Annotated in this window: 13 protein-coding genes; 6 read left to right on the top strand and 7 right to left on the bottom strand. The window is 68.7% G+C overall.

What is annotated here, in order from left to right:
• Nucleotides 1-215: 215 nt before the first annotated feature.
• Complete coding sequence (locus ACV22Z_RS14210) at nucleotides 216-839, top strand: RBBP9/YdeN family alpha/beta hydrolase (protein ID WP_448077284.1); 624 nt, start codon at nucleotides 216-218, stop codon at nucleotides 837-839.
• Nucleotides 840-1,209: 370 nt separating this feature from the next.
• Here ACV22Z_RS14210 and ACV22Z_RS14215 read toward each other — a convergent pair whose 3' ends face one another.
• Nucleotides 1,210-1,506 carry a hypothetical protein gene (locus ACV22Z_RS14215; protein ID WP_448076938.1) on the bottom strand — a complete coding sequence of 99 codons (297 nt, stop codon included), beginning with the start codon at nucleotides 1,504-1,506 and terminating at the stop codon, nucleotides 1,210-1,212.
• A 193-nt stretch (nucleotides 1,507-1,699) separates the two neighbouring features.
• Nucleotides 1,700-2,962: an MFS transporter gene (locus tag ACV22Z_RS14220; RefSeq protein ID WP_448076939.1), complete on the bottom strand. Its 1,263-nt coding sequence runs from the start codon at nucleotides 2,960-2,962 to the stop codon at nucleotides 1,700-1,702.
• A gap of 112 nt (nucleotides 2,963-3,074) precedes the next feature.
• On the opposite strand from ACV22Z_RS14220, the gene ACV22Z_RS14225 reads away from it, so the two are divergent.
• From ACV22Z_RS14225 to ACV22Z_RS14235, 3 genes are all read left to right on the top strand, one after another.
• On the top strand, nucleotides 3,075-4,100 hold the full coding sequence (locus ACV22Z_RS14225; protein ID WP_448076940.1) for a LysR substrate-binding domain-containing protein: 1,026 nt from the start codon (nucleotides 3,075-3,077) through the stop codon (nucleotides 4,098-4,100).
• Nucleotides 4,101-4,196: 96 nt separating this feature from the next.
• Nucleotides 4,197-4,442 carry a type II toxin-antitoxin system Phd/YefM family antitoxin gene (locus tag ACV22Z_RS14230; RefSeq protein ID WP_448077285.1) on the top strand — a complete coding sequence of 82 codons (246 nt, stop codon included), beginning with the start codon at nucleotides 4,197-4,199 and terminating at the stop codon, nucleotides 4,440-4,442.
• On the top strand, nucleotides 4,442-4,822 hold the full coding sequence (locus ACV22Z_RS14235; RefSeq protein ID WP_448076941.1) for a type II toxin-antitoxin system VapC family toxin: 381 nt from the start codon (nucleotides 4,442-4,444) through the stop codon (nucleotides 4,820-4,822). Before ACV22Z_RS14230 ends, ACV22Z_RS14235 begins: the two co-directional genes overlap by 1 nt.
• 20 nt (nucleotides 4,823-4,842) lie before the next feature.
• Here the strand turns inward: ACV22Z_RS14235 and dapA are convergent, their stop codons facing one another.
• Both dapA and ACV22Z_RS14245 read right to left on the bottom strand, forming a co-directional pair.
• Nucleotides 4,843-5,736: a 4-hydroxy-tetrahydrodipicolinate synthase gene (gene dapA / locus ACV22Z_RS14240; protein ID WP_448076942.1), complete on the bottom strand. Its 894-nt coding sequence runs from the start codon at nucleotides 5,734-5,736 to the stop codon at nucleotides 4,843-4,845.
• 138 nt (nucleotides 5,737-5,874) lie between these two features.
• Complete coding sequence (locus tag ACV22Z_RS14245; RefSeq protein WP_448076943.1) at nucleotides 5,875-6,063, bottom strand: hypothetical protein; 189 nt, start codon at nucleotides 6,061-6,063, stop codon at nucleotides 5,875-5,877.
• A 126-nt stretch (nucleotides 6,064-6,189) separates the two neighbouring features.
• Between ACV22Z_RS14245 and ACV22Z_RS14250 the strand changes: the two genes are divergently transcribed.
• Nucleotides 6,190-7,212, top strand: a complete 1,023-nt coding sequence (locus ACV22Z_RS14250) for a sulfate ABC transporter substrate-binding protein (protein ID WP_448076944.1) — start codon at nucleotides 6,190-6,192, stop codon at nucleotides 7,210-7,212.
• 183 nt (nucleotides 7,213-7,395) lie between these two features.
• On the opposite strand, the gene ACV22Z_RS14255 is transcribed toward ACV22Z_RS14250, so the two are convergent.
• Both ACV22Z_RS14255 and ACV22Z_RS14260 read right to left on the bottom strand, forming a co-directional pair.
• A complete protein-coding gene (locus tag ACV22Z_RS14255; protein WP_448076945.1) occupies nucleotides 7,396-7,740 on the bottom strand; it encodes a c-type cytochrome in 345 nt (114 codons plus the stop codon).
• Nucleotides 7,741-7,750: 10 nt separating this feature from the next.
• On the bottom strand, nucleotides 7,751-8,983 hold the full coding sequence (locus ACV22Z_RS14260; RefSeq protein ID WP_448076946.1) for a molybdopterin-dependent oxidoreductase: 1,233 nt from the start codon (nucleotides 8,981-8,983) through the stop codon (nucleotides 7,751-7,753).
• 298 nt (nucleotides 8,984-9,281) lie between these two features.
• On the opposite strand from ACV22Z_RS14260, the gene ACV22Z_RS14265 reads away from it, so the two are divergent.
• Complete coding sequence (locus ACV22Z_RS14265) at nucleotides 9,282-10,253, top strand: ion channel (protein ID WP_448076947.1); 972 nt, start codon at nucleotides 9,282-9,284, stop codon at nucleotides 10,251-10,253.
• Nucleotides 10,254-10,285: 32 nt separating this feature from the next.
• On the opposite strand, the gene ACV22Z_RS14270 is transcribed toward ACV22Z_RS14265, so the two are convergent.
• A complete protein-coding gene (locus ACV22Z_RS14270; protein WP_448076948.1) occupies nucleotides 10,286-10,900 on the bottom strand; it encodes a glutathione S-transferase family protein in 615 nt (204 codons plus the stop codon).
• Nucleotides 10,901-11,774 lie beyond the last annotated feature (874 nt).

Raw genomic sequence — 11,774 nt, forward strand, 5'->3', positions numbered from 1 at the left:
CCCCACATTCTACGGTTTCGCGGGCGCTTGCGTTGTGGCGACCCGCGCGGGGCGCGCAAACGCCGGGCGCGCGGTCGATGCGCGGTTCGCCGCCCGATCCGGCCCATGCATCGGCTGCGCGCCCGCCGAAAAGCAAAGCACGAAATATTGGTTCGGCCGCCGCGCGCCGCGCGCCACAATCGGACCTCGTCTTCCACACAGCGAGGGTGATCATGATGCGCGCATGCAGCAAAACGGCGTGGCCGCCGCGGCTCGTCACCGTTCCCGGCCTGCACGGCAGCGAAGGCGCTCACTGGCAGACCTGGCTCGAGCGGCAGTTCCCGCGTTCGCTGCGTGTCGAGCAGGACGATTGGGACGCACCGGACCTCGCACGCTGGGCGCAGTCCGTGCGCGCGTTGCTCGAACGCGAGCGCGGCCCGTTCGTGCTCGCCGCGCACAGCTTCGGCTGCCTCGCGGCCGCGCACGCGCTCGCGCAATGGCCGCATGCGGGCGACGTCGCCGGCGTGCTGCTCGTCGCGCCCGCGAGCCCGAAGAAGTTCACGTTCGCGGGGCCGTTCGATGCGCGTCGTCTCGCGGTGCCGTCGATCGTGATCGGCAGCGAGACCGACCCGTGGATGGCGCTCGGCGACGCACGCGCGCTCGCGCAGCGGCTCGGCAGCGCATTCGTCAATCTCGGCGACGCGGGCCACATCAACACCGCGGCCGGCTTCGGGCCGTGGCCGCGCGCGAAGTATTTCGTCGACACGCTCGTGCATTGCGCAGCGCCGCTGCGCTTTCGCGAGGAGTCGGGGGCGTTCGAGCCGGCGTTCGCCGGCGGCGGGTTCGCGCATGCGGTGTGACGCGTCCTGCGTATGACACGTCGGGTGCAGCGCAACCGCGCGCTGCGCCTGCGCAGATACCCGCAAATGCCGTTACGCAATGACCGGCTTCACCGGCGCCGGATCCGGGTAGCTCGGCTGACTGTTTTCGACGTGGCCCGCGAAACGGCGCGAGAACATGCGGTTCGCGCCGTCGCTGCACGCGTTCACATGCAGCGTGTACTGCAGCGCGCGCGCTGGCCGCGCGCCCGGTTCGTGCGGGTCGATTCGGGGACGTGTCGAGGGCGACGGTGGCGTCCGCGGATTGTGCGACGGTATGCAGGAAACGGCGGCGGCCGGACGACGTCGTGTTTTTCCCCTCGAGTCTGCGAACGGGGACGGAAACTTCGGATCACCCCAGTGTCGACGCGGCGGCAGCCGATGCGGCGCCAGGTGGCGCGCTGGCAGCGGGCTTTGCAGCGTCGTCGTCATCGTCGGGCGGGTAGTGGACGACGGGTGGCGCGAGCGGCGCAGCGTCCGACGCGGCGTTGCCGCCGGGCGCGGCGCTGTTGAACGCGCTCGCCACGCCGGCCGATGCGCCGGACGGCTGCGTCCCGTCGGCCGCGTGCGCGTCGTGCGGGGCGTCGTCGCTGCACGCGGCGGCGAACATCGCGGCACAAAGGGCCAGGGCGGTGGCAACGCGGCGCATCACATTTCTCCGATAGGGCTGATCCCGAACATCTGCGAGTATGCCGGTCGGATGAGGCGTTTCGGTGAATCGTTTGCGCAGGCGGGTGTGACGCTGGGGTGCTTTCCGTGAAGTGACGAATGGCTTTCGGGCAGGGCGTCAGCGGCGCGACCGGCAGCCGATGCCAGCCCGCTCCGGACGCGGGCACGCGCGCTCAACGTGCACGCCGCGGAAACAGCGGCCACGCCACGCATGCGCATGCCGCCGTCGCGAGCCAGACGACGCTCCACGACGTATGCGCGAGCAGCGGCGGGATCGCGAGCGGCGTCGCGAACAGGCCCAGGTACACGCAGGTGTTCGCCATGCCGAGCGCGGTGCCCGCGTGGTTCGCGCCGGCGAGCGTCGCGAGTTCCGTGTACGCGACACCGTGCCACGCCGACACGCAGATGCCCGCAAACACCAGCACCGCGACGATCGCGGCGATCGGCACCTGCGGGCTCGCGGCGGTCGCGGCCGCCAGCAGCGCGAACGACGCGGCCGCGACGAGCACCGAGCCGCGCAAGTATGCGCGCCGGTTGCCGTGCCGGTCGGTGTGGCGTCCGCTCCACACGCGCATCGTCATCGCGCCCGCCTGCAGCGCGACCATCGCGGTACTGATCGCCGCGACGCCGAGCCGGCCGAAATCGTGCAGGAACACGGTCGCGAACGTCAGCACCGCGAACTGGGGCGCGCACAGCAGGCCGATGCCGAGCACGATCCGCCAGACCGGGCCGCTCGCGAGCGGCCCGCGTTCGGGTCGCGCGGGCTGTCCGGAAACGTGGGGCGGCGCGGCAGTGTGGCTGTCCGGCGGCTCATGCAACCAGCGCCAGGTCAGCGCTGCGGACACCGCGCACAGCAGCGCCAGCGCACCGAATACCGCGGCGAACCCGGCATGCGTCGCGAGCGACGGCAGCAGCGCGGCGCCGACGCCGCCGCCGAGCGGCACCGCGGTCTGGCGGATGCTCATCGCGAGCCCGCGCTCGCGTTCGCCGAACCAGCGCATTACCGCGCGGCCGCTCGAGCCGTTCACGCTGCCGCCGAGCAATCCGACGCAGAACAGCGCGGCCGCGACACGCGCGAGCGGCGGCACGGCGTGCGCGGACGGCACGATCGCGAACACCATCAGCGCGAACATCGCGGCCGTGGCGACGAGCCCGGACAGCAGAACGCGCCGGTCGCCGAAGCGGTCGGCGGCGATGCCCCACGGCAGTTCGGACAGCGCGACGCCGAGGCCAAGCGCGCCGAGCGCGGCACCGAGCGCGGCGCTGTCGAGCCGGTAGTCGGCGCGCAGCCACACGGCCGTGGTCGGGATGCCCGTCGCGGCGGCGGAGAAGCTCATGTTCGCGGCGACGCCGGCCGCGAGCACGCGCCAGCGATGGGCCGGGCCGCGCGCGGGGCGCGCCGGCGAGCACGGGGCGAGGGGGAGCAAAGTATCCATGGCAATCAGTGGGCGGGAGGACATTGACAGCCACAGTCTCGCGTCCTAGATTCATCCTGAAAATCGGAAAGTTTTTGATGGATCGTTCGATAAAACAGGATGGTTGAAATAAATGTCTGAATCAGCGGCGTACCCCAATTTCGACATCGCCGCGCTGCGCAGCCTCGTCGCGGGCGTCGATCTCGGCAGCTTCGCGAAGGCGGCGGATCGCGTCGCGCGCTCGTCGTCGGCGGTGAGCGCGCAGATCCGCAAGCTCGAGGAGCAGGCGGGCACGCCGCTCTTCGTCAAGTCGGGGCGCGGGCTGGCGCTGACCGATGCCGGCGACGCGATGCTGCGCTACGCGCGGCGGATGGTCGAGCTGAACGACGAGGCCGCCGCCGCCGTGCGCGGCGCGAATCTCGACGGCTGGGTGAGGATCGGCCTGCAGGAGGATTTCGGCGAGGCGATCCTGCCCGGCGTGCTGGGCCGCTTCGCGCGCGCGCATCCGAAGGTGAGGATCGAGGCGCGCGTCGCGCGCAATGCCGAACTGCTCGACCGGCTCGATGCGAACCAGCTCGACCTCGCGCTGGTGTGGGGAGACCCCGCGTCGGCGGCGTTCGTGTCGCGGGCCGGGATCGACAGCGAAGCGATCGCGCATGTGCCGATGCGGTGGATCGGTAAGGTTGGCCTGGGTACGGCCGGCATGGGTGTTCCGGGTGGCGGCAGGGAGGGCGCAGCCGAAGGCGGGGAGGTGCCGGACGCGCGCGGCGGCACGGACATCCGCACCGTTTCCGTACCGGGCGAACCGCTGCCGCTCGTCGTGTTCGACCGGCCATGCCGGTTCTTTGGCGCGGCGACGGATGCGCTCGATCGCGCCGGCGTGCCGTGGCGCGTCGCGTTCACGACACCGAGCCTCGCCGGGCTATGGGCGGCGGCCGCGGCTGGCCTCGGGCTCACGGTGCGCTCGCACTACGGGCTGCCCGCGTCGGTGCGCCTGCTCGACGCCGCATCGCTCGGCTTGCCCGAGTTGCCGAGCCTGCCGCTGATGCTGCTGCGGCGCGCGTCGTCGGCGACGCCGACGGTCGACCGGCTCGCGCGGATCGTGACGCAGGCGGTGCGCGATGCGACGGAGGCGGCGACGACAGTGCTCGCTGCGTGATCGCCATCGGCAAATGCGCGTTCGGTCGCCCATTCGGCCAACTGGAGCGAACTGCCCAATCTGGCGACAATGGTGGGCCACTCAATGGAGTCGATCATGCAGAACGCAAACCTCAACGATGCCGCGCTCGATCTGTCCCGGCTCGTCGATGCCGCGATGGGCGGCGAGGAAGTCGTGATCTCGAGGCACGGCAAGCCCGCGGTGCGGCTTGTGCCTGTCGAACCCGTCAGGCGCGTCAAACCCGTCCGGCGGTTCGGTGCCCTTGCGGGGCAGGTCTGGATTGCCGACGACTTCGATGCGCCGCTGCCCGACCATGTGCTGGATGCTTTCGAGGGGAAGTGATGCGGTTGCTGTTCGATACGCACATCTTTCTCTGGGTCGTGAACAATGACCCGAAACTGAGTATCCGCGCGCGCACGCTGATCGCCGCTGCCGAGGAAGTGTTCGTCAGCAGCGCCAGTATCTGGGAAGTAGCGATCAAGGTCGGGCGGGGAAAGCTGAACGTCGACGTGGATCGGCTCATCGATGAAATCGATGCGAGCGGCTACAACGAACTGCCGGTTCGGGCGGCGCACGGCGCGGCCGTGCGCAACCTGCCGCACCATCACCGCGACCCGTTCGACCGGTTGCTCGTCGCGCAGGCTCACTACGAACCGTTGCGCCTTGTCACTGCAGACAGCCACCTCGCGCAGTATGGCTCGCCCCAGATCCTGACGGTTTGAAACAGTTTTCGATCGAAATCCTAAGCGGCTGCGACAACCGGCGTCGACGCTTCGAGCTCCTCATGAAGCTCGACCAGCCTCGCCCGCAGCGCGTCGCTCGCCGGCACGAACGGCAGCCGCAGGACGTCCTCGCACCAGCCTTGCGCAGCCAGCAGCGCCTTCACGGGTGCCGGATTCGGCTCCGCGAACAGCGCCGCGACGAGCGGCTGCAGCGCGACGGAGAGCCGCCGTGCATCGGCAAGTCGCCCGTCGCGCACCAGCGCGTGAATGCGTACGTGCCACTCGGGCAGCACGTGCGCGCTGCTCGCGATCGTGCCGTGCGCGCCCGCGCATAGCGCCGCGAAGTTCTGGTTGTCGTCGCCGGACAGGATCGCGAGCGGCGTGTCGTGCACGAGCCGCGTCATCCGCTCGAAGCTGCCGCCGCATTCCTTGACGCCCGCGACGCGCGGATCGCGCGCGAGCGCCTGCAGCGTCTCGAATTCGACGTTCACGCCGGTGCGGTACGGGATGTTGTAGACGAGCACCGGCAGGTCGGCCGCGTCGACGATCGCCTCGATGTGCCGACGGATGCCGTCCTGCGTCGGCCGCACATAGACGGGTGGCGTGACGAGCAGGCCGTCGGGGCGCAGCGCGGCGAGTTCGCGCGCGCGGGCCGCGGCAAAATGCGTCGCGCTCGCGGTCAGCCCGACGACGATCGGCAGACCCGGCGCCGCGTCGCGGATGGTCGCGAACACGGCGTCCTGTTCGCGCGCGTCGAGCAGCGCGCCTTCGCCCGTCGTCGCGCCCGCGACGAAGCCGGCGATGCCGGTTGCCGCATAGCGGCGGGCGAGCCGCGCGAGCGCCGCATGGTCGACTTCACCGTCGTGAAACGGCGTGATGATCGGCAGCCAGATACCTTCGAAACGTGCTTGCATGCAAAGCCTCATGGTGGAAACGGATGGGAGGGAACCGTTCCGCCGGCGGGGTGCCGGAACGAGGCGGGCAAGCGAGGAGAGTGAAACGGCTTGCGGGTATCCCGTCCGGCAATCGCCTGACGGGACGCGACGTCCCCGTCAGTCGAGGAGTCGTTTTTTCGCTTTCAGCCCGGCCGCGCGCGCGCCTGCCGCGACGGCGGCGAGGATCGGATGCGGACGCAGGGCAGCGGACATGGATGGACCGTGAAGTGGGCTGAACGGCGATCTTAGCATCAGATCGAACGCCTGCGCGAGCGATCGTCGTTTAGCAGAATTCCAGCTTTGCATTCCATGACTGATTGGAAAGCGCCGCGCGGCCGGCCGCTAGAATGCCCGCTTACGTTTCGATGACGGCGCGTGCGCGCGCCGTCACGCATCCACCACTGGAACCACTGGAAGCGGGGCATTTCAACGATGGGATACATGCACGGAATCGGCGGCCGGCTGCTGAAGGGCATCGCCGCGGCGGCGCTGGTCGTTTCGACGGCGGCTGCGCATGCAGACACGTCGCTGCTGAACGTGTCGTACGACGTGACGCGCGAGCTGTACAAGGACATCAACGCGGGCTTCGCGGCCGCGTACAAGCAGAAGACCGGCGAGACGGTGACGATCAAGCAGTCGCATGGCGCATCGAGCGCGCAGGCGCTGTCGGTGCTGCAGGGCCTGCAGGTCGACGTCGTGACGATGAACCAGCCGAACGACATCGACCTGCTCGCCGAGCGCGGCCAACTGATGCCGAAGGACTGGCGCGCGCGCTTCCCCGACAACAGCTCGCCGTACTCGACGACGATGGTGTTCCTCGTGCGCAAGGGCAACCCGAACGGGATCAAGGACTGGAGCGACCTCGCGAAGCCGGGCGTGCAGGTGATCATCGCGAACCCGAAGACGTCGGGCAACGGCCGCTACGCGTATCTGGCCGCATGGGGCTACCAGAAGCAGAAGGGCGCGACCGACCAGCAGGCGCTCGACTTCGAGAAGGCGATCTTCCGCAACGTGCCGGTGCTCGATTCGGGCGGCCGTGGCGCGACGACGACGTTCACGCAGCGCGGGATCGGCGACGTGCTCGTCACGTTCGAGAACGAGGTCGCGCTGATGGATACCGGCGCATCGGGCGCGCAGTTCGACGCGGTGTATCCGTCGGCGAGCATCCTCGCGGAGCCGCCGGTCGCGATCGTCGACAAGGTGGTCGACAAGAAGGGCACACGCAAGGTCGCGCAGGCGTATCTCGACTACCTGTACACACCGGACGCGCAGGAGATCATCGCGCGGCATCATCTGCGTCCGCGCGATCCGAACGTGCTGAAGAAGCACGCGGCCGAGTTCAAGGCGCTGAAGACGTTCAGCGTCGAACAGGTCTTCGGCAGCTGGGCGAACGCGCAGAAGACCCACTTCGCGGACGGCGGCACGTTCGATCGGGTGATCGTCGACCGGAAGTGACCGCGGTGCACGCTGCGATCATAGGGAGAGGGGCCGGCAGCGTGCTGCCGGCCATTTTCACATGCGGATGCGTTGCCTCGTCGGCACGCATGCCGGCGGCGGGCCGGAGAAACTCCAACGCACGCTTCGTGGCCGACAAGCGGCCGGCCTTTTCACCGGCGCGCCGCGTGGCCTTGCAATGCGTCACGGCTTTCCGTTGATCGCGGTCAGGTAACGCGCGATATCGTCGATTGCGTCGGGCGGCAGCGGCGCGCCGTAGACCGCGCGCATCTTGGCGACTTCCGCCTTCCACTCCTGGAATGACAACGGCGGCTGCCGGGTCACCATGTCGACCGAATGGCAGATCAGGCAGTGCAGATTCGCGAGATCGGCGCCCGGGCCGGGCGGAAACTTCTGCGTATCACCGGGCAATTGGACCTCGACCGTCCCGCCCGCTGCAGCGCGCGCCGGCCGGGCCGTTTCCGCCATCGCGACGCTTGCCGCGCACGCGACGGCGGCGAGCAGGATCGCGGCACATGTCTTCGTCATCAGCGGCTCCTCACGCGACGAATACCTTCGTCGATTCGACCACGTTGCGCATGTAGCCGGCCGGGTTCCAGGGCGGGGTGTCGGGCTGCTCGACGCCGTCGTCGTTGACCGCCTTGACCTGCAGCACGGCCTGTCCGGCGCGGTGCGGCGTGAACTGCGCTTCCCAGCGGCGGAAGCTGTACTTGCCGTAGTCCTTGCCGAGCCGCGCCGCCGACCACGACGCGCCGCCGTCGTGCGAGAACAGCACGTTGCGCACACCCGTGTCGCCGCCGAACGCGATGCCGCGGACCGTCTGCGCGCGGTCCAGTGCGATCACGGCGCCGTCGGCGAGGTTGGTGACGAACGAGCGCGGCACCATCCGGCTGATCGGCACGGTCTTGACGCCTGCCTGCCCGGGCTGGATGCTCGCATGCGGCGTGTCGGGAATCTGATACGCCTTCGCCATCCAGAAATTGTCGTCGCGCCGGTCGATGACCTCGATGTCGTTCAGCATCTTCACCCAGTACGTCGAATACCATCCGGGCACGACGAGGCGCAGCGGGAAGCCGTTGAGCAGCGGCAGCGGCTGCCCGTTCATGCCGAACGCGACGATCACTTCGCCGTCGCGTGCACGGTCGACGTCGAGCGCCTTGACGAAGGGCGGCGTGGCGGGCAGCACGCCGTTGTCCAGGCCGCGGAAGCGGACCTGGACCGCGCCCGCCTTCACGCCCGCGCGATCGAGGATGTCTTTCAGCCGCACGCCCGTCCAGCGCGCGTTGCCCATCGCGCCGTTGCCCCATTCGCCGCCGGCGACGCGCGGACTGAAGAAGCCGCGCGAATTGCCCGCGCACTGATTGACCGCGGCCACTTCGACGTGCGGAAAGTGGCTCATGAGATCGTGCAGGCTCAGTTCGACAGGGCGCTCGACGAGCCCGTGCACGGCGAGCCGGAACGCGCCGGCGTCGATTCGCGTCGGGATGTCGGCGAGATGCCAGCGCACGAAGAACCGGTCGTTCGGCGTGAACACGCCGTCGTCGAACACGGCGAACGGGGTTTCGAGCAGCGGCGGGCGGATGCGTACCAGCAGCATCTCGCCCTTTTGCGGAAACGCGTGCGTCAGTTCGCGCAGGCCGTTCTCGAAAGGCAGCGTGACCGCGTCGGCCGCGCTGGCGCGGCCGTGCCAGCTTCCGCCGACGACCAGCAGGCTGCCTGCGGCGGCCGTATGCAGCAGGCGCCGGCGTTGCGGATTGTGTTCGTCTCCCATGGCGACTCCCGTGTTTGCCGATCTGTCTGCCGATACCGCGACCGTGTGCGCGCGATGCACCGAAATTCAATGGTAGGCGCAATCCGGCGCGATATCGGGGCGGTCAGGGTTCACGCGTGGAAGCGGTGCAGCAACGCCGACCGCTCATCGCCCGGCACTGGCACCCTGCACCAGCACCAGCACCAGCACCAGCACCAGCACCAGCACCAGCACCAGCACCAGCACCAGCACCGGCCGCGCATTCCGGCCCGGCGTTCCCCGTGCTACGCTCGTCGCTCCCCGTCAGCGGCGACGCGTCATGAAAGAATCTTCCGCCTCCTTTCGCCCCCGCGGCCGTGGCCGCAAGATCTGGTCGGGCACCCGTCACGTGATTGCGTACGGGATGCCGCCGCCCGGCTGGCGCGACCTGTACCACCGTGCGCTGACGGTGAGCTGGCCGATGTTCTTCCTGTCGCTCGCGGTGCTGTTCCTGCTGATGAACGGCTGTTTCGCGACGCTATACCTGCTCGGCACGGCGCCGATCGCGAACCAGTCGCCGGCCGGGTTTGGCGGCGCGTTCTTCTTCAGCGTCGAGACGCTCGCGACCGTCGGCTACGGCGACATGCATCCGCAGACCGTCTACGCGCACCTCGTCGCGACGCTCGAGATCTTCATCGGGATGTCGGGGATCGCGCTGGCCACGGGGCTCGTATTCGCGCGTTTCTCGCGGCCGCGCGCGAAGATCGTGTTCGCGCGCTACGCGATCGTGCGGCCGCTGAACGGCCGGATGACGCTGATGGTGCGGGTCGCGAACGCGCGCCAGAACGTGATCGCCGAGGCGCGCGCGAAACTGCGGCTGATGCGCGTCGAAGGCACGCACGAAGGCTATACGCTGCGCAAGATCCACGACCTGCCGCTCGTGCGCAGCGAGCATCCGATCTTCCTGCTCGGCTGGAACCTGATGCATGTGATCGACGAGTCGAGCCCGCTGTTCGGCGAGACGGCTGATTCGCTCGCGGCGCGCGACGCGTCGCTGCTGATCACGATCGAAGGCTCCGACGAGACGACCGCGCAGGTGATGCAGGCGCGGTATTCATGGGAGCACGGCGAGATCCGCTGGTTCCATCGCTATGTCGACCTGATGCACGAAGAGGGCGGCGTCACATGCGTCGACTACACGCACTTCCACGAGATCGTGCCGGTCGACGCGGACACCGACGGTGGCACGCCCGGCGCGACCGTCGTGCCCCCCGGGGCGCACCCGCCTGGCTCGGCTGCACCCACCGTTTAGCGGCGGCCGGCAGGCCGCGCGTGACCGGCGTGTCACGGATGCAGCAGCCGCGCCGCTTCGCGCTGCTCGATCGCCATCGCACGGCGGAAGGCGTCGCGGTCCTCCGCACGCGCGACGTAATCGCCGAGGACGCCTTCGTGCGGCAGCAGGTGCGCGTCGAATGCGACCTTCAGCGTGCTCGCGAGCAGCAGGTCAGCCGCGGTGAATTGCTCGCCGACGAGCCATGGCTGATGCGCGAGCGTCTGCGCAAGCGCGCGCTGCACGCGCGCGATGTTGCCCCAGCCGAACGCGACCGGGTTGCCTGACGCACCCGTGAATTTTTCCGCCATCGCCGGTTCGAGGCAGGTCGGCGTGAAGAACAGCCATTGCAGGAAACGGCCGCGCAGCGGATCGTCGGGCGCGATGCCGAGCCGCGCGTCGGCAAAGCGGTCGGCGAGATAGAGCAGCACTGCGCCGGATTCGGCGAACGGCACGCTGCCGTCGTCGAGCGCGGGCAGCTTCGCCATCGGATTGACCTGGACAAACGCGTCGCTGCCCTGCTCGTGCGAACGCAGGTCGATCGGCACGAGCTCGTACACCGCGCCGACCTCCTCGAGCATCCACAAGGCCCGGAACGCCCGGGTTTTCGGCCAGTAATAGAGCTTCATCGTGCCTCCGCATGTCGATGTCCGTCGAGGGTCAAGCGTACCCGACCCGCGGAGGTTCGGACAGGGGCGCCCGGCGAGGGGCGCCCGGCGAGGGGCGGGCGGTCCAGAGGCAGCAGGCCAGGGGCGACCGGCTGGAGGTGACCGGCTGGAGGCGACCGGCTGGAGGCGACCGGCTGGAGGTGACTGGCTGGAGGCAACCGGCTGGAGGCGACCGGCTAGAGACAACCGGCAGGGCAAGTCGTGAAATAACTAGTCTTTGAATAACTAGTTAGAAATGCTGTGAATGTCGCGGTCCGTACCCGCCTGGAGGCGGCCCGCTCACAAGCGGCGCGCGCTCAGGCGCATGTGGACAACTACCTACCGAAACCACTTGAAACGCTGTGCATTCGAATGGTGAGCACCCGGCCCACAAGCCGGCTGCGCCGCGCCGGGGGCCGTTTCCCGCGGACAACCGGGTTGATTCGATCGACACACGGTCCATCGATCACGCCGCTGCTTTCGTTGTGGATATCCATACCCCGAGGCAACTCGAAACGCTGTGCATTCCACAGGTGAGAGCGATCGGATCTGGCTGAAAGCGTCATTCGAGGGTGTGGATATCTACCCCCGGAAACGACGCGAAATGCTGTGCATTTCAACCGTGAGCATCAGGCGCGGAGAATTTCAATATGGATATCCAGCCCACCCAGCCAGTCGAAATGCTGTGCACTCCAAGGGTGAGAGTGAGCGCCCTATCGGCGGGTTCAAATCGCGCCCCGATTCTCACGACAAGTCGAAACGCTGTGCGTTTCAATGGTGAGTGCGAACGCCCAATCCGGAAAGTATCCGTGTGGATATCCGGCCAACCCGGCAAGTCGAAACGCTGTGCATTTTA

The sequence above is a fragment of the Burkholderia sp. PU8-34 genome (assembly GCF_053427725.1).